The 16,034-nt window shown below is 55.6% G+C and carries 17 protein-coding genes; 5 read left to right on the top strand and 12 right to left on the bottom strand.

The annotated features are described in order from the left end of the window. Nucleotides 1-43: 43 nt before the first annotated feature. The 4 genes from D3Z90_RS11035 to D3Z90_RS11020 all read right to left on the bottom strand — a co-directional run bounded on the left by D3Z90_RS11035 (nucleotide 44) and on the right by D3Z90_RS11020 (nucleotide 3,433). A complete protein-coding gene (locus D3Z90_RS11035; protein WP_136475780.1) occupies nucleotides 44-562 on the bottom strand; it encodes an isochorismatase family protein in 519 nt (172 codons plus the stop codon). Between the two features lie 158 nt (nucleotides 563-720). Then, nucleotides 721-1,170, bottom strand: a complete 450-nt coding sequence (locus D3Z90_RS11030; protein WP_136475778.1) for a GNAT family N-acetyltransferase — start codon at nucleotides 1,168-1,170, stop codon at nucleotides 721-723. Between the two features lie 218 nt (nucleotides 1,171-1,388). Continuing rightward, nucleotides 1,389-2,423: a methionine synthase gene (locus D3Z90_RS11025; protein ID WP_136475776.1), complete on the bottom strand. Its 1,035-nt coding sequence runs from the start codon at nucleotides 2,421-2,423 to the stop codon at nucleotides 1,389-1,391. A 26-nt stretch (nucleotides 2,424-2,449) separates the two neighbouring features. Next, entirely contained in the window at nucleotides 2,450-3,433 is a 984-nt protein-coding gene (locus D3Z90_RS11020) for a DUF1852 domain-containing protein (protein ID WP_136475774.1), read from the bottom strand. A 131-nt stretch (nucleotides 3,434-3,564) separates the two neighbouring features. Between D3Z90_RS11020 and D3Z90_RS11015 the strand changes: the two genes are divergently transcribed. Further along, nucleotides 3,565-3,756: a hypothetical protein gene (locus tag D3Z90_RS11015; RefSeq protein ID WP_136475773.1), complete on the top strand. Its 192-nt coding sequence runs from the start codon at nucleotides 3,565-3,567 to the stop codon at nucleotides 3,754-3,756. Here D3Z90_RS11015 and D3Z90_RS11010 read toward each other — a convergent pair. The 5 genes from D3Z90_RS11010 to D3Z90_RS10990 form a co-directional block, all read right to left on the bottom strand. After that, nucleotides 3,749-4,381 carry a hypothetical protein gene (locus D3Z90_RS11010; RefSeq protein ID WP_136475771.1) on the bottom strand — a complete coding sequence of 211 codons (633 nt, stop codon included), beginning with the start codon at nucleotides 4,379-4,381 and terminating at the stop codon, nucleotides 3,749-3,751. The two genes, D3Z90_RS11015 and D3Z90_RS11010, sit on opposite strands and share 8 nt — an antisense overlap. A 76-nt stretch (nucleotides 4,382-4,457) precedes the next feature. Continuing rightward, nucleotides 4,458-5,414: a sensor domain-containing diguanylate cyclase gene (locus D3Z90_RS11005; protein WP_218571438.1), complete on the bottom strand. Its 957-nt coding sequence runs from the start codon at nucleotides 5,412-5,414 to the stop codon at nucleotides 4,458-4,460. A gap of 47 nt (nucleotides 5,415-5,461) precedes the next feature. Further along, nucleotides 5,462-6,514, bottom strand: coding sequence for a GGDEF domain-containing protein (locus tag D3Z90_RS11000; RefSeq protein WP_218571428.1), 1,053 nt, complete (start codon nucleotides 6,512-6,514; stop codon nucleotides 5,462-5,464). Nucleotides 6,515-6,653: 139 nt separating this feature from the next. After that, nucleotides 6,654-7,211 carry a GNAT family N-acetyltransferase gene (locus tag D3Z90_RS10995; protein ID WP_136475768.1) on the bottom strand — a complete coding sequence of 186 codons (558 nt, stop codon included), beginning with the start codon at nucleotides 7,209-7,211 and terminating at the stop codon, nucleotides 6,654-6,656. Between the two features lie 91 nt (nucleotides 7,212-7,302). Beyond that, nucleotides 7,303-7,797: a GNAT family N-acetyltransferase gene (locus tag D3Z90_RS10990; RefSeq protein WP_136475767.1), complete on the bottom strand. Its 495-nt coding sequence runs from the start codon at nucleotides 7,795-7,797 to the stop codon at nucleotides 7,303-7,305. 191 nt (nucleotides 7,798-7,988) lie between these two features. Between D3Z90_RS10990 and D3Z90_RS10985 the strand changes: the two genes are divergently transcribed. Next, nucleotides 7,989-8,324 carry a hypothetical protein gene (locus tag D3Z90_RS10985; protein WP_136475766.1) on the top strand — a complete coding sequence of 112 codons (336 nt, stop codon included), beginning with the start codon at nucleotides 7,989-7,991 and terminating at the stop codon, nucleotides 8,322-8,324. A 105-nt stretch (nucleotides 8,325-8,429) separates the two neighbouring features. Here the strand turns inward: D3Z90_RS10985 and D3Z90_RS10980 are convergent, their stop codons facing one another. The 3 genes from D3Z90_RS10980 to D3Z90_RS10970 form a co-directional block, all read right to left on the bottom strand. Then, nucleotides 8,430-8,993, bottom strand: coding sequence for a hypothetical protein (locus D3Z90_RS10980; protein WP_136475764.1), 564 nt, complete (start codon nucleotides 8,991-8,993; stop codon nucleotides 8,430-8,432). Between the two features lie 141 nt (nucleotides 8,994-9,134). Beyond that, nucleotides 9,135-9,857: a murein L,D-transpeptidase catalytic domain family protein gene (locus tag D3Z90_RS10975; RefSeq protein WP_136475762.1), complete on the bottom strand. Its 723-nt coding sequence runs from the start codon at nucleotides 9,855-9,857 to the stop codon at nucleotides 9,135-9,137. 99 nt (nucleotides 9,858-9,956) lie between these two features. Further along, nucleotides 9,957-10,991: a L,D-transpeptidase gene (locus tag D3Z90_RS10970; RefSeq protein WP_136475760.1), complete on the bottom strand. Its 1,035-nt coding sequence runs from the start codon at nucleotides 10,989-10,991 to the stop codon at nucleotides 9,957-9,959. Nucleotides 10,992-11,333: 342 nt separating this feature from the next. On the opposite strand from D3Z90_RS10970, the gene D3Z90_RS10965 reads away from it, so the two are divergent. The 3 genes from D3Z90_RS10965 to D3Z90_RS10955 are packed head-to-tail and all read left to right on the top strand — an operon-like array spanning nucleotide 11,334 to nucleotide 15,995. Then, nucleotides 11,334-13,376 (top strand): TonB-dependent siderophore receptor, encoded by a 2,043-nt coding sequence (locus D3Z90_RS10965; protein WP_136475759.1) that lies wholly within the window; start codon nucleotides 11,334-11,336, stop codon nucleotides 13,374-13,376. After that, complete coding sequence (locus D3Z90_RS10960) at nucleotides 13,363-14,664, top strand: ABC transporter substrate-binding protein (RefSeq protein ID WP_136475758.1); 1,302 nt, start codon at nucleotides 13,363-13,365, stop codon at nucleotides 14,662-14,664. The genes D3Z90_RS10965 and D3Z90_RS10960 overlap by 14 nt, the downstream gene beginning before the upstream one ends. Beyond that, a complete protein-coding gene (locus D3Z90_RS10955) occupies nucleotides 14,661-15,995 on the top strand; it encodes a di-heme oxidoredictase family protein (protein ID WP_256658349.1) in 1,335 nt (444 codons plus the stop codon). The genes D3Z90_RS10960 and D3Z90_RS10955 overlap by 4 nt, the downstream gene beginning before the upstream one ends. Nucleotides 15,996-16,034 lie beyond the last annotated feature (39 nt).

Genomic DNA, 16,034 nt, shown 5'->3' with positions numbered 1-16,034 from the left:
TGCTTACCGCAAGCCATGCGCATTCCCGTCGTTTCGGGCCCTGCTAGAAGCGCCATTGCGCAGCCTTGACGAGCTGGCAGAACGGCCCGTCAAGCGTTGCATTGTGATGCGCGATGATGTTCTCAGCGTTCATCACTGGCGTGTCCGAACAGGTATGACCATCGGCGACAAGGACTGCATCGAAGCCCAGATCACGGGCAGCCCTGCAGGTACTGTCGATGCAGTATTGAGTCTTCATGCCAGTGATTACCACACCGGTAGCCCCGCAATTGCGCAAATTCTCCGCCAGGTCGGTTTTTTCGAAGGCGTTGAGCCGCCGTTTTTCGAATACCACCTCGCCACCCAGAAGCTTCAACTCCTGCGCAACCCTGGTCAACGGGCTGCCTGGTTCGATGGGCGATCCAACGGGCCCGACGTGGCGCGCGATAAATATCGAAGCGCCAGCGCTGCGTGCCTTGTCCATCAGGGCATTCACTGTTTCCAGCAACGCGTCGCAGCGCCATGGTTTTTCCGGGCCGTGAACAAGCCCGACTTGAACATCGAGTATCAACAGGGCGTACATGGGGGCATCTCCTTGCGTTTGAGCCAGCGACACAAGGGCACAAAAAAGCCCTGTTCATCGCTGGCGGTTCTAGCCGTTCGCAAAACTCTCGCCATACAAACAGTGTCAGCAATGGCGGGTTTCGTGCAATTTGAAGCGAGAGGGTATGTCCATTGCGGTCAACTCCGTGCGCGGCGCTTTTCAAAGCGCACATCCCGGGCGTCGACAGCCCCGGTCACAGTCCATCCGAATCGCCGATAAAAGCCATTCGCACGTATCGCTTCATCGCCATCGGTGATCAGGTGAATCACTTCATGTCGCTGGAACAGCACTGCTTCGGCCTGCTGTAGCAATAGCTGGCCGATGCCCTTGCCTTCATGCTGCGGGCGCACAAACAGCGCGAACAACTCTCCTTCGTCGTGATCAACCATGACGAAACCCGCAGCCTGCTGCTGCCATTCGGCAATCCAGGCGCAGGGTGCTTTGTGCATAGCCTCGCTGAGTGCATCTGCAGTAATGCCCATCTCGTGCAATTGGACACGGGATAAATGGTTCTGCATCACGCTGGTACGAATGTCAAACAGCAACTCGATATCGCTGGGTGAAGCCAGGCGCAGGGTTGTGGTCATTATGAAACGTCCTTGTTGATGCGGGTGTGCCTGGCAGCATAACAATCCGCGTCAGCAAAAAAATGATGCTTACCCACATTCCACAGACAACCCGCGTGACTCTCAGTCTTCGATGTATTTGCTGCGTTTTCACACAGCCTGGGTCGTATGAACGAAGGCTGGAGGCCGCCCAATATTCAATCTGGCTGCCTGCAGCCATCTTAAATTGTGGAAGCGGCTCAGCACCCGATCACAAGCTCTTTGCGAATGATCTCTGCGCCGGCACTCAAGGCGTTCAGCTTGCCGCTGGCGACTCGACGAGGCAGAGGCGCCATACCGCAGTTGGTGCATGGGTAGAGCTTGTCGGCGTCCACGAACTGAAGTGCTTTTCGCAGGGTATTGGCGACTTCTTCGGGCGTTTCGATGGCATGGTTGGCCACGTCAATGGCACCGACCATCACCTTCTTACCTCGAATGAGTTCGATCAGATCCATGGGAACATGGGAGTTGTGACACTCCAGCGAGACGATGTCGATGTTGGATTTTTGCAGCTTGGGAAAGGCTTCTTCATACTGCCGCCACTCCGAGCCCAGCGACTTCTTCCAGTCGGTATTGGCTTTGATGCCATAGCCGTAACAGATATGCACAGCAGTTTCGCATTTAAGCCCTTCAATCGCTCTTTCCAGCGTGGCAACACCCCAGTCATTGACCTCATCGAAAAACACGTTAAATGCAGGCTCATCGAACTGAATGATGTCGACACCGGCAGCCTCCAGCTCTTTGGCTTCCTGGTTGAGAATCTTGGCAAACTCCCAGGCCAGTTTTTCACGGCTCTTGTAATGCGCATCGTAAAGGGTATCGATCATCGTCATTGGCCCTGGCAAGGCCCACTTGATAGGTTGCCCGGTTTGCTGACGCAAAAATTTGGCGTCTTCAACGAAGACCGACTTTTTCCGAGCGACGGCACCCACGACAGTCGGCACGCTCGCATCGTAACGATCACGAATCCTTACCGTCTCACGTTTTTCGAAATCAACGCCGTCCAGGTGCTCGATAAAGGTCGTTACGAAATGCTGACGAGTCTGCTCGCCATCGCTGACGATATCGATTCCGGCCAGCTGTTGTTCATGCAGCGACAGGCGCAGCGCATCTTGCTTGCCCTCAACCAGCTCATCACCTTGTAATTTCCAAGGTGACCAAAGGGTCTCAGGTTGAGCAAGCCAGGACGGCTTGGGCAAGCTGCCAGCGGTAGAAGTGGGCAACAGTTTCTTCATGAAGGATGACCTTAGCTTTCAATTAATCAATGAGCGCAGCTAACAGACCACTGCTCAAGTGCGGCTTGATAGGGCTTAATAAATTGTTCTTCCGCAAACTTTCCTTGCTCTGTAGCCAGCCGACTACGCTCCTCTCGGTCATACACGATTAGCGTCAACGAGTAGTCCTGGTTCTTTAAGCTCGGCTGATAGACTTTTCCAGCCGCCGAGTTAGCGTTATAGATCTCCGGCCGGTAGATTTTCTGGAAGGTATCCATCGTGCTGATGGTGCCAATCAGCTCTAGGTTGGTGTAGTCACCCAGCAGATCGCCTGAAAAATAAAAGGCCAGCGGCGCAGCGCTGTTCGGCGGCATGAAATAGCGAACCTTCAAACCCATCTTCTTGAAATACTCATCCGTCAGCGAGTACGCGTCCTGCTGGTACTCAAAGCCCAACACAGGATGCTGATTCTCGGTTCGATGGTAAGTTCTGGCGCTCGAAACGCTCAGGCAGATAACAGGCGGTTTGTTAAAGTGCGCCTTGTAGGCACTTGAGTTGACAAAGCACTTGAATAGCTTCCCGTGCAACTCGCCAAAGTCGTCTGGCGTGCTGAACCCGGCCTGGTTCTTGTTGTGCTCCATCAACCGCACACTGAAATCATAGTCTCGTACGTAGGAAGAGAAATTATTACCAACGATGCCGTTGATACGCTCCCCGGTTTTTCGATCAACAACCGTTGTCTTCAACACTTCGATCAGAGGGATAGCATGGCCTCGGCTTTGCGCATCGATTTTCATTTCAGCGGAAATGATGTCCAGCTCGACCGTGTAACGATCACCTTTGGGGTTGTCCCAGTGCGCCAGAGCATTGAAGCGGTTGTCTATCATCTTCAGCGTATTGCGCAGATTATTTTCACGGCTCGCCCCTCTGGCCAAATTGGCAAAGTTAGTCGTGATTCGGGTATTGTCCGAGGGAGCGTAGTTCTCATCAAAGCAGATGCTCTTGATAGAGAAGGTGAATTCCTTGTTCATCGTGTGCGCCACCCTATTCTTCGTGCCAGATCTGAATGAGCAGGTTGCATTTCAGATGTGGCCAACGTTCTGTTTTCTCCCGTGGCAGCCTTTAGGTTACCTATCGTGAAGAGCAGCCCGTATTTTATGGGGTGTACCTGCATGAACAAAAACGAATTGATTTCAACGGAACATTAGACGCGTTCATGATCGAAGGAAGGATCAGCGCCAAGGGCTATCGCCAGAAAGGCTTCCACTATGCAGCTCACAGCCTCAGGGTTGATTCAGCTAATGCCACAGCAATGATTGCCGCAGCAGCAGCGCAAAAAACATTTATTACTTGAGCTTTTTATCGGGCAGTGGCGCCGTATTAATCTCGTCAAACATAGCGGTTGCTACTGAAGCCGCATAAACAATGTATTTCACATCGCTCGCTTCACTCTTGACTTCATAAATCTCACACAGAAGGCTTCTTTTGTCCTTGGGTAACGCTACGGGCGACCAAGACGAAGGGCTCTTGAAATTATATTCAGGGCCTTTATACGTTAAAGATCTTATACCCACAACCATACGCTTATATTGTTGCCTGTCAGATCTTTTGGAGTTTTCGTAGCTACCTCTAAATGATTCTAGAGAGCCAGAGACAACATCTACGCACGCCTTGTCTAATGCAGTCTCATAATCAGCAGCCGCATAGGTTCCAACGGCCCCATGATTAGCATAAAACTTTGCACGCGACGACACGTTCTCTTCTGGGTATTTTCGGTCGTACTTATCACCCTCGAAGTAATATTCGATGTACCCGCGGGAAAGATCTACCCGCTCATATTTATTTCGCTTTTCTACCACTTCACTGAAAGCATACCAGCGCTGCTCAATTAGCGTATGCTCGACTTCCAATGCGTTCGCGGAAACCTTCAAGGAAAGCGCAGAACCAAACAAGACAACTGCAATCAAAATACTTTTCATGAATCAATCCAACGCATATTTTTAAATTTAACTTTATTACAATCAGTGCACAATAACGTTATAACTTAATCTCATATTACAACTGCAGACCCGCCAACCCCTCCAATTCCACATATTCAATGCGGTGCCGTCCATTGTTTTTAGCGGCATAAAGCTGCTGGTCTACGGCTTTGATGAAGTCTGTAGGCTTTTCCCGCTCTCCTGGCACGACCGAGCCCGCGCCTATGCTGACAGTGACGCGGTGGCCATGTGGCGATAGCGCATGCACGATGGACTGCTTCTGAATCAACCGCTGGCAGCGGTCAGCCACTTTACGCGCCACCTCGGCATCGGCTTCGGGCAGCAGCACGATAAACTCTTCGCCGCCAAAGCGAGCCACCAAATCGCGAGGGCCGTCCAATGCCAAACTCAGCGTCTGGGCAATCGCTATCAAACATTTGTCGCCTTGAATATGTCCGTACAAATCGTTGTACTGCTTGAAAAAATCGACGTCCAACAACAGCAGAGACAGTGGCTGGCGCTCGCGGCGCGCCCGCCCCCACTCCAATTCGAAACAGCTATCGAAGCGGCGGCGGTTGGCAATGTTCGTCAACCCGTCCTTGAACGAAAGTACCTCTAGCTCTTTCTGCAAGTTCAGCAATTGGTCCTCGGTCTTCTTGCGTTCGCTGATGTCGAACATGAAACCGATCAGTGCTTCGACCTCACCCTTGTCATTGCGCACCACGTGCACCACGTCGCGAATCCACACATAGCCATTGTCCTTGGTCAGCGCTCGGTAGTCCGCCTCATGGTCAACGCCAGCCTGGGATTGTGTCACGCAGAAATTCACCACATATTCGCGATCTTCTGGATGCATGCGCATAGCCCAGTCTTCGACGCTCACCCAACTTTCAGGACTCCAGCCCAGCAACGCCTCGATTTGAGGGCCGATATAGGCGAATTTCATCGAGGCCCAATCTATCTTCCAAGGAATCGCCTTGGTCGACTCCAGTAAGGTTTTGTACACCTCACTGTCATTCACAAACTCGCTCATATCGGACATACACAATAGCCCTCAGGTCCATATCAGTAAGTGGGCGCTCAAACATGAATGGCTTCTACCCTGTTGCGCCCCGATGACTTGCCTTTGTAAAGCGCGTGATCGGCCCGTGCGATGGTATTGCTCAACGCCTCGTCTGCACGGTATTGGGTGATGCCGATGGACAGAGTCACGGAGATTTTCTTGCCGTGGCTGTCAATCTCCAGCGCCTGGATTGCCAGGCGCAGGCGCTCAGCGCTTTGCGCCGCCTGCCCAAAATCGGTGTCCGGCAGCACCCCAAGAAATTCTTCACCGCCCCAGCGACCAATAAAGTCCTGTTCGCGCATTGCGTTTTGCAAGTGTTGGCTTACCGCGATGAGCACCCGATCACCAACATCATGTCCGTGCTCATCATTGATCTGCTTGAAGTGATCTATATCCATCAACATCAAGGTGAGGTCTGTGGGATGCCTATGGTGGCGTGCCAGTACCTTCTCGGTCAGGGCAATGATCTGCCGGCGATTGAGCAGGCCGGTCAACGAGTCTGTCGTTGCCATTCGCGACAGTTCTGTGTGCGCACGGGTTACCGTGATCACATAAAACAGCGCAAGATAGCTGAACATGAAGAACACCACGGTCAGGTTGAAAATATTCACACCCAACAAGGCGTTTGAGGGGATGGGTTGCAGAGGCTGCACATACCACATAAGCACATGCAGCCCTGCGTAGTAGATCCACAAACATCCAGCGAGGATCCATGCGATGCGGGCGCGCGTGCTGACGAACAGTGCGGGAATGAACATCAGCAAATAATAATGAAAGCCACTGTCCCAACCAATCAGCACCGTTCCCAGCCCTGCATGCACCAGCACTTCCGTTTGAATCAACACAAAGCCAAGCCGGTTGCGCCGCTGGATGAGCGCACGATAGGCGCTCACATACATGGCCACGCTGATCACGTTTATCCAGGCCAGAATGGGGGAGTCAAGTGTAAGAAAAATAAAGAAAAACGCGACATCAACGCTCCCCGCCAATAAGCAGCAGCGCATTGAAAGTTGCCAAAACCCGGGACGAGCGTCGACTTTATAAGGGCTTTTTGAATGCATTGCTTGCATGTCATTTGCTTCCTTGCGGCCCGCTTATGAGTTCCACTCTTCAGGTGTTTACTAATCGCTGGCAGTCGAGGCGTAAGAAAAGACTGACACCAAGCTTGCGCTCTACACGGTACGAGACGCCGCCCCCATTGTCTACTGGCTAAAGGCCGTTATGAGCCCGTTCGAGCCATTCATTTCGTGTGATTTCCCATATTTCCACCTGCATGGGCCCAGAGACAAAATGACCCTCTCGCCCCCCTACCATGCGCATTCCCTCGTGCTCCGATACTTTTCGTGAGGCGATGTTGGCGACGGCCTTGGGCACCTGCATAAGCGGACGCGACAGTGTTTCGAACCAGTAAGCGTTAATGATCTTGCACGCCTCCCGCATGTAGCCATTGCCCCACCACTGTGGTGCAAGCCAGAAGCCTCTGTTGTTCCCAGACTGCTCATACAGACTGATACTTCCAATACAACGCCCGGGTTGGCTTCTGGTACGGATCATCCAATGCCACTCACGGCCCGCAGCCATCGCTGGCAGGGCAACATCACGCACATACACGAGCGCTCCGTTATCCGGATACGGCCAAGGCACACGACTATCGAGATAACGAACAACCTCCCATTGCGCAAACAGCTCCTGTATTTCAGCTGCATCGTCTAGTTGCAAGGGCGTGAGAATCAGGCGATCGGTGAGCAACGTTGGAAGGCAATCCATAGCATTCATTCCTGTGCACGTGGCGTAAAGGTTTTGTGGCCTGCCGCTTCGGCTGCAAATGCCACTGAGGCCTGGAACTGCCTCCTTGAAATCATTGAATGTCCATCACCATTTCATGCCACGACATACCCCCGTGATCGGAAGTCGAAGGCTGCACATACTGGTATCCCATACGCGTGTAAAGCGCCACGTGACGCTCCTTGCACATCAAATGGATGGATCGTTTGCCCTTGGCCCGCATACTTTGAATAAAGGTGCGCATCATTAATGACGCGTAGCCTTTACCTTGGTAAGCCGGGTCTATCACAACCGACATGATGACCACGTTGGGTGCCTCGCTATCGTGCCCAATCAATTCCTTGAAAGCTTCGTCGGACATCACGACCTTGTGAGCGCAACCACAGTTGATGAAACCAATGACTTGGCCGCCAAGCTCCATGACCTGGAAGCCTTGGGGGTATTGCTCGATTCGAATTGCGATTTTTTCCCTCGTCGCCGCCTCATCGCCTTCGTAAGCCGCGGTCTCGATCTGGAAGCAGCGATCGGTATCTTGTGCCGTCGCATTTCGGAAGATGGGAGTTGTCATGGTGATCTCGATTGAAATACGAACAACATAATAGAAATATCTCGCTTCAGTCCCGTTTTCTTTCTGGGAACAGAGATACTGTTTGGACAGGGGCCCAGTTTTTGCGTGCCCCATGCCTGTTCTACACTGCACAATGTTGCGCGGTTGTCCGTATACCGATCCGGTTATTAACCCTTGCGAGGGAAAATGCCATGAGTGAAACAAAGTCTCCTGTCAGCCTGAATGAAGACGTTTGTGTTCATATTTTTACCGCCTCCGCTGCGATGGTGGGCGTCTGCATTACGGTTATCGGTATTTTTCAAGTGGTCAGCACATTGAGAAGTGAGGACTCCCTGGGCGATGACTTTCTTGCGATCAATGCCATTTTGTACTTGATCACAACACTGTTGTCGTACTGGGCCCTACGCACCCGAAAGTTGAACCGAAATCACGTGTTGGAAAAATTGATCGACGGCCTGTTTCTCACCGCACTGACCTGCACCACAGGAATTGCGGGCTTTATCACGTGGGCAATCACGATGAAGTAAACCTAGGTTGCACCATCATCCGCCACGGAGGGCGTGGCGGCCTTAAACCACCCCTCCCTTGGTTTGCCGCACGCCCCCCGCGCAGTGCCTTCCTGAGCGATCCAGTCAAAGCACCTTCTTGTTTCTCACGCTCCATGCGTCCAAAAAGCCGTCCGCCGGGAATACCACGGGGTGCGCGCCCATTCGGACTTTCACCGGAACGCCTTGCGCGAAGGCGTCGTAGATGAATTTCTGGGCTGCATCGGAGAATGGCAGAAAGATCGAAACTTTAGTGCCTGGCTTGTCCTCACGGCACTCATACAGCACCTTGATCGGTTGGTCACTAACCTCGATAAAGCTCTCGTTGGTTTGCAACTTTCCGCAATCGGCAAACTGCGTGAAGATCATTTGCGCCCCCTGGTCAGTGGCATTGACAACCGCGTTGTAGACCACCGTCTCGCCCTTGAAACCCTCCGAATTGCTAAGCGCAATGGCGCTATAAGGCTTGTCCTTGCTGAACTCGTTAAACAACGCATAGCGGTATCTATCGGTCCCCATGGTTTTCGCCAGTTTTCGACCTTCATCGGTATGCATGTCGATAACAAACTGGCCAGCGTCAGCATTAGAAGAAAACGCTGCAAGCAGCAGAAAAAAAGGCAAACAGAACGTATTTCTCGCACGCGAGCTCATGATGCAGTTCCTTACTTGGACGATGGTGACCATGATAGCAAATTGACACCAATTGTTTGACGCAATCACTCAGCAGAGCGATTGCGCCCAGGTCCAGTAAGCCTTGCGCCCGTAGGCTCAGATGCCGAGCTGCAGAACGTGCTATTGACCGATGCTGGCAAGTGTGTGATCAGCCAGCGGGCAGCTCTGGTCGTTGAGGTAGCGCGATTTTTTCAGCCAGTCTTTTTGCGGATAGTAGGCGAACACGTAGCTACCGCGTTGCAGTGTATCGATCAGCTTGCCGGCAATGGCTGGCCGAACGGCAGGACATCCTTGGCTGCGACCCAGACGACCGAGACCAGGAACGACCTTGGGATCGGCATACGCGGCAGCATGCATGACAATCGCCCGCGACATGCTGTTGTCGTTGAACCCCGGCTCCAGCCCTTGCAGACGCAACGAACGGCCGTGTTTCCCGCTATAGGTTTTACCGGTCTCATACAGGCCGATGGAGGATTGGTAGCTGTTCGGGACGTTGGAAAACGTGGTCGGCACATCTGCGCCGCTGTTCTTGCCATGGGCCACCCACTCCTCGAACAACAGTTTCCTGGCGCGCAAGTCAAACACCCACAAGCGCTTGTCACGTGAGGCCTTGGAGTAATCGATCACCGTCAGCAACTTGTCCGCATCGCTGTGACTGGCGCACGAATAAGCGGTGAGTGCCAGGGCCAGGGTGGAAAGACTGGCGTTCGGCGCCAATTGCTGCAGCTCGGCGGCGCTAGGCAGGGCCTGCGCGAAGGCGGTATGCCAAGCGCTGAGGAGTAACAGGCCAACACTGGCCACTGAGAGCCGGATGGCTCCCCGCAATGGTTCGAACATCGACATTGATTATCCTTTTTAAAAACCTGTCTGCTGGCTCAGCTTATTTGCCAGCAAAGCCCGCTCAAAGCCCGCTACCATGCTTGATTTTTGCGGGATTTCCGATCATTTCTTGACCAACGGTTTAAGTTCTTCGCTGTCTTCGGTGCTGATCACTGTGAATTTTCCTTCGCTGCGGGTATCCCGAGTGGACGCCCAATCGGTGATCACCAACATGGTGCCGACGTCCATCGCCGCATGTAGATGACGGCGAAATTCCGGGTTCATGTTCAATTGCCCCAATTGTTCATAGGGTGTATTCCCGTACTCCGGGTTGCTTAAAGCAACCACCGACCAGCGTAAGGGTAACGCGGCGTCGAGCGCCAGGGCGGTGGGCTTTTGCAGCAGGGAGTACACCGCCATTCCACTGCGAGGTCGACTGTTTTCAGGTGACAGTGCTGGCGCCGAGCCAATCAACTGACCGCCGCGAAACACATAGGCGCGCAAGTCGGCGCGACTGATCAGGATCGACAGAGGCCCCGCCGTCGGGTCTGGATCGTTCCAGAACTGTTGGTTGTTCAACACCAGCGGACCTTGGGCTTTACCTTCGCTGACCGTAGGCGCCAGCACACCGGGATGATAGACCTCCACCGGTGCACTATGGGTGTCGGAAACGATGACGGTGGTCGAACTGAAACCGGTGACTTCATACAGCTTCTTGGCAAATTCCAACGGCAAGCGCACGCAGCCGTGCGACGCGGGATAACCCGGTAAATGGCCTGCGTGCAGGGCGATGCCGTCCCATGTCAGGCGCTCCATGTACGGCATCGGTGCGCTGTTGTAGAGACTGGATTTATGCTCGACCTTTTTCTGCAGAATGCTGAAGACCCCAGTGGGGGTTTCTCGCCCTGCCTTGCCGCTGCTCACGGTACTGACGCCGATGGCGATGCCATTGCGATAAACGTAGGCACGTTGCTCGGTGAGGCTGACTACCACAGTTACCGGCCCCACCGGCGAGACCTGCGGGTACCAGAGAAACTGACCGGGTTTGAGACTTTCGAGTTGGTTCCTGAGCTCGGCCGGGCTCGGCACCTGCAGCGGAGCGGCCTCAATCAACGCGGCGGCAAGCAAAAGACCCATTCCGAGCGGTATGTGCAACATCGAATCCATCCTCATAGCACGATGATGCGAGCTTAAGCGGAATATTCGCCATCGGGCAAATACCCTAATGGTAGCGGTGCAAACCAGACAGGTAATGATGAACCTTGCAATATCCCTGCAAACCCTATCGCTATATATTTTTATATACACCGTTGTCACCCCATCCGAACAGCGCTAGGATTCCTCGCGGTTGGCATTGCGCCATCCTGTTTTCCCCTATCGCGAACGATGGCTGATCACCTCCTGGGGAGGTCGTGGTCAGGGAAAATCCATCTATCGCTATATAACAAAATATATAACGAGCCAGGCAGCGCCTCTGTCATGGCCGACGCAGGAGCAGTAATGAAGCCGTTAACACCACGCGCCCTGATGGTTGCCGTCGCAGCCATCAGTGCCCAGACCGCCGTCGCGGAACAGAAAAATACCTTCACCCTCGGCGAAATCCAGATCTCTGCACCGCAGGACGAAACATTGTCCACCGGCGCTAGCGTCATCGACCTGAAAGACATTCGCCTGCACGATCGTGAGACCGTCGCCAGCGCGCTGACCCTGGCCCCTGGCGTCAACCTTGGCTATATCGGCGGTCGCGCCGAGCAGGTGGTTTTTGTGCGTGGTTTCGATCGCTTGCAGGTGCCGGTGTATATCGACGGCATCCCTACCTACGTGCCATACGACGGCAACATCGACCTGGGACGTTTCACTACCTACGATCTGTCGCGCATCCAGGTGGACAAGGGTTTCGCCTCGCTGCTGTATGGTCCCAACACGTTAGGCGGTGCAATCAACCTGGTGACCCGTCGGCCCACTGAAGTGTTCGAAGGCGAAGTGGGCGGCGGCTTGGAGCTCACCGATCATGGCAACGTCAACGCCTACCGGAGCTACGCCAACGTCGGCTCCAATCAGGGCGCCTGGTGGATGCAGGGCGGCGTGTCGTATGTCGATTACGATTACACCCTGCTGCCTGATGACTTCAAGCCCACCAACAACCAGCAGGGAACGGGTCGTCGCGAGAACAGTGACCACCGTGACACCAAGTTCAGTTTCAAGCTTGGTTTCACTCCTAATGAAACCGATGAATACGTGCTCGGCTACGTTGATCAACAAGGGAGTAAAGGCCAACCGCCGTATGCCGGCGACCTCCCGGCTACCGGCCAGCGCGCACGTTGGTGGGAGTGGCCACGCTCAGACAACACCAGTGTCTTCATCGCCACTAAAACCGCGTTTGGCGAGCACGCGCTAAAAACCCGCGTTTACCACGACACCTTCAAGAACTCGCTGGAGAGTTACGCCTACCGCAACGGGGTCGTCGGTGCTTTACAAAAAGGCTTCCCGAGCAAATACGATGACGAGAGCACCGGCTTCTCGATAGAAGGCGACCTGGCCTTGAGCGAGGCCAACCGCCTCGGCATTGCCTATCACTTCAAAGACGACGTGCACCGCTCCCGTGATGGTTCAAGCCCGCAGACCCACTTCCGTGATCAGACCCAATCGATAGCCCTGGAAGACACGCTGCGCTTGAACGAGATATTCAGCGTGGTGGGTGGCGTCTCCTACAACTATCGCAAGAGCCTCGATGCGCAGAACTACGGCACTAACGCCAACTCACCAACGCAGGCCGTACTCTACGACGAACCTACCGGGAGCAACGACGCAGTCAACGCGCAGCTCGGTTTGTTTGCCAATACCAACCCGCTATTGGGCACCAACGACAACGGCCAATTGCGCCTGACCGTGTCGCGCAAAAGCCGCTTCGCCACTATCAAGGATCGCTACTCGACGCGCTTTGGCACCGTCATTCCCAGTCCTGATCTCAAGTCCGAACGAGCGACTCATTATGAGTTCGGTTACAGCGGCCAGGTGGCAGCGCAATGGCAGCTCGACGCGGCGCTGTTCGTGGCAAATATCGAAGACTCCATCCAAAAGGTCACGGTGCCCGCGCAAACTAACTGTGCCGAGCCCTGCGGCCAGTTCCAGAACATCGCCAAGGCGCGTAATCAGGGCGTCGAACTGGGCATCAACGGCGACCTGGGCCAGTGGGAGTTGGCAGCCAACTACACATGGCTTGACCGGGAAAACCTCAGCGACCACGACCTGCATCCCACCGACACACCTCGCCATAGCCTGTTTGGCTCGGCGTCCTTGAATCTCGACGCCTGGAAGCACACCGCCAGCGTGGAGGCCGCCTCGCGTCGCTACAACACCTCCGATGCCACACAAATGGCAGCAGGCTACGCCGTGTACAACCTCAAGACCGGTTACCGATTCAGCAATGACGTGTTGATCGAGGGGGGTGTTCGCAACCTGTTCGATCGGTTGTATGAATACAGCGAGGGTTATCCAGAAATTGGCCGTCAATATTTCGTGCAATTCAATGTGCCGCTGTAATCGCTGGCTGGCGGGCCTGCTGCTGACGTTCAGCTCACTGCTGAACGCAGCGCCGCAAACTGTAGTGGTGATGACCAGCTACCCCGAAGAAATGATGACGCGGGTTGAGGAGGGTTTTGCCCAGGCTCACCCGGAGTATCGCCTGCACATCCTCTGGCGCCAGGGCTTCGATGCCCTGCCGTACCTGATGCAGCCCCGACAGGGCGGTGTCGATGTGTATTGGGCACCGTCACCGGGCAACTTCACCCGACTGGCAAAAGCAGGCAGTTGGCAACCGCTGGGTATCAGCCTGGAGGGCTTGCCGGCACAGATCGGTGGCCTGTCACTGCGGGACGAACAAGCGCTGTACCAGGCGACCGAGCTGGCTGGTTACGGCTTTGCCATCAATGCCACGACGCTGAACGAACTGGGGGTCGCTACGCCCAGGGATTGGCCCGACCTGCTCGACCCCCGGTTGCACGGGCGCGTCGCGCTACCCGACCCGAGCCGTGTCGGCTTCGCGCCGGTGCTACTGGATATCGTCTTGCGTGCCTACGGCTGGGAACGTGGCTGGGCCATCTGGAGCGAACTGAGCGCCAATGCACGCCTGGTTACGCGTGGGGGTACCTTGGTCAGCGATGAAGTCACCAGTGGGCGTGCCGCAGTAGGGTTGTCGATTGATTTCTTTGTCGCCTCGGCCAAGGCCAATGGCGAACCGGTAGACTTCGTGTATCCGGCCCATGGCGGCCTCAACCCGGCGTTCATTGCCATAACCGCCCATAGCAAGGCGCCTGATGGCGCCAGAGCGTTCGCACAGTACGTGCTGTCTGAAACGGGACAGGCGCTGCTGGCTGATGCAGACATCCGCAAGCTGCCGGTGCGACCCAGCGTCTACGCGCAGTTGCCGGAGCATTATCACGACCCGTTCGTTGCAGCGGGCCGAGGCGCTTATGACTACGGCAACGGTAGCTCGCGCGAGCGCCTCGCGCTGATCAGTTCCCTGTTTACCCAGTGGCTAAGCCTGCCCCACGACGCCTTGAACACGCTGTGGGCTCGACTGCATGCTGCCGAAGCAGCAGGACATGACGTCAGCGCGATACGCCAGCTACTGATCACGCCGCCACTGGCTGCTGAGCAAGTGGAGGAAAAAGCGTTACTGGCCCTATACGCGGCCCGTCAGGACAGCGGCATGACGCACGAACCGGCAAGCGACCTGGACGAGCTCGGCCGCAGGGAAATCACCTGGCAGTTCCAGGCCGCACGTCAACGGGCAGAAGCTGCCCGATTGCTGGATGGTTTGGGTCTGTGAACGCCCTCCGCGCTGTTGGATTGTTGATCGGCTTGCTGGTGAGCGGGCTTGCCAGCGCCGATGTCACTCACACCGCGGCCAACCGTGAAGCATATGCCCAACCGTTTGCCAAGCTGGACGATGACCAACTGGAACGCTTCTTCCGCGGGCGCAGCCTGTTCCGGCAGGCCTGGGTGGTGGCACCGTCCAGAGACGCAGCAGTGGATGGCCTCGGGCCGTTGTACAACCGGATTTCCTGCATCGCCTGTCACCCCAAAAATGGCCGCGGCCAGGCGCCCCTGCAGGGTGAGGCAATGCGCAGCATGCTGCTGCGTTTGTCCGTACCGGGGCACGACGCTCATGGAGGGCCAAAGCCTCACCTTGTCTATGGCGATCAGCTCAATGAACTGGCTGTGCCCGGTGTGCCGGGTGAAGGCCGGGCCCATGTCCACTGGCAAGAGCATGCACTAGCCCTCGGTGATGGCGAAACCGTCATGCTGCGCACGCCGCGTGTGCAGTTACGGGAGCTGGCCTATGGGCCGCTGGACGGGGTCATGACCTCGGCACGGGTCGGCTCGCCGGTATTCGGCCTCGGTCTGCTGGAGGCCATTGACGAGGCCACCCTCCACGCCATGGCCGCCGAAGCCAAACCGGACGGCGTGTCAGGGCGTGTCAACCAAGTGTGGAGCGTCGAGCGACAACGTGCCGAGGCAGGCCGTTTTGGCCTCAAGGCCAACCAACCCGACCTGCGCCAACAAATCGCCCACGCCATGCTGGGTGACCTTGGCATAACCTCCACGTTAGCCCCCGTGCAAAACTGCACTCCCGCGCAGCAGGACTGCGCTCGGGCGCCACACGGCGGCGAGCCGGAACTGAACGCCATGCAACTGGGCGATCTGCATTTTTACCTCGCCCACCTGGCCGTACCGGCCCGTCGACAACAGGCCGACCCCACGGTCATCGAGGGCGAAAAGCTCTTCGCTGCACTTGGCTGCAGCGCCTGTCACCGCCCCGCACTGATCACCGGCAAGCATCCACTTTACCCGGCGCTGACCGAGCAACGCATTGCGCCGTATACCGACCTGTTGCTGCACGACATGGGCGCAGGCCTGGCCGACGGGCGTGAAGACTACCTCGCCAATGGCCGACAATGGCGCACACCTGCGCTGTGGGGACTTGGCCTGGGAGAGCGCATCAACCCCGGCAGTGGATACTTGCACGACGGTCGCGCACGCACCTTGGAAGAAGCCATTGTCTGGCATGGTGGTGAGGCAGAAATTGCTCGACAACGGTATGTTGCATTGGCTGCGAAGGAACGACGGGCGATTCGGGCGTTTCTTGAATCGCTGTAGGGCGACGCGAGGGTGGTCAAGCTGCTCCTTTTGTGCGAG

The sequence above is a fragment of the Pseudomonas sp. DG56-2 genome (assembly GCF_004803755.1).
GTDB lineage: Bacteria > Pseudomonadota > Gammaproteobacteria > Pseudomonadales > Pseudomonadaceae > Aquipseudomonas > Aquipseudomonas auratipiscis.
Note: the sequence above shows the minus strand (reverse complement) of the source record. Positions and strands in the feature narration are given on the sequence as shown.

What these genes read in the sequence shown, in the direction of transcription:
- D3Z90_RS11010 (WP_136475771.1), bottom strand. Translation starts at nt 4,381, where the DNA reads ATGAAAAGTATTTTGATTGCAGTTGTCTTGTTTGGTTCTGCGCTTTCC.
- D3Z90_RS11035 (WP_136475780.1), bottom strand. Translation starts at nt 562, where the DNA reads ATGTACGCCCTGTTGATACTCGATGTTCAAGTCGGGCTTGTTCACGGC.
- D3Z90_RS11030 (WP_136475778.1), bottom strand. Translation starts at nt 1,170, where the DNA reads ATGACCACAACCCTGCGCCTGGCTTCACCCAGCGATATCGAGTTGCTG.
- D3Z90_RS10965 (WP_136475759.1), top strand. Translation starts at nt 11,334, where the DNA reads ATGAAGCCGTTAACACCACGCGCCCTGATGGTTGCCGTCGCAGCCATC.
- D3Z90_RS11000 (WP_218571428.1), bottom strand. Translation starts at nt 6,514, where the DNA reads ATGCAAGCAATGCATTCAAAAAGCCCTTATAAAGTCGACGCTCGTCCC.
- D3Z90_RS11020 (WP_136475774.1), bottom strand. Translation starts at nt 3,433, where the DNA reads ATGAACAAGGAATTCACCTTCTCTATCAAGAGCATCTGCTTTGATGAG.
- D3Z90_RS10970 (WP_136475760.1), bottom strand. Translation starts at nt 10,991, where the DNA reads ATGTTGCACATACCGCTCGGAATGGGTCTTTTGCTTGCCGCCGCGTTG.
- D3Z90_RS10960 (WP_136475758.1), top strand. Translation starts at nt 13,363, where the DNA reads ATGTGCCGCTGTAATCGCTGGCTGGCGGGCCTGCTGCTGACGTTCAGC.
- D3Z90_RS10980 (WP_136475764.1), bottom strand. Translation starts at nt 8,993, where the DNA reads ATGAGCTCGCGTGCGAGAAATACGTTCTGTTTGCCTTTTTTTCTGCTG.
- D3Z90_RS10985 (WP_136475766.1), top strand. Translation starts at nt 7,989, where the DNA reads ATGAGTGAAACAAAGTCTCCTGTCAGCCTGAATGAAGACGTTTGTGTT.
- D3Z90_RS10995 (WP_136475768.1), bottom strand. Translation starts at nt 7,211, where the DNA reads ATGGATTGCCTTCCAACGTTGCTCACCGATCGCCTGATTCTCACGCCC.
- D3Z90_RS10990 (WP_136475767.1), bottom strand. Translation starts at nt 7,797, where the DNA reads ATGACAACTCCCATCTTCCGAAATGCGACGGCACAAGATACCGATCGC.
- D3Z90_RS10975 (WP_136475762.1), bottom strand. Translation starts at nt 9,857, where the DNA reads ATGTCGATGTTCGAACCATTGCGGGGAGCCATCCGGCTCTCAGTGGCC.
- D3Z90_RS11025 (WP_136475776.1), bottom strand. Translation starts at nt 2,423, where the DNA reads ATGAAGAAACTGTTGCCCACTTCTACCGCTGGCAGCTTGCCCAAGCCG.
- D3Z90_RS11005 (WP_218571438.1), bottom strand. Translation starts at nt 5,414, where the DNA reads ATGAGCGAGTTTGTGAATGACAGTGAGGTGTACAAAACCTTACTGGAG.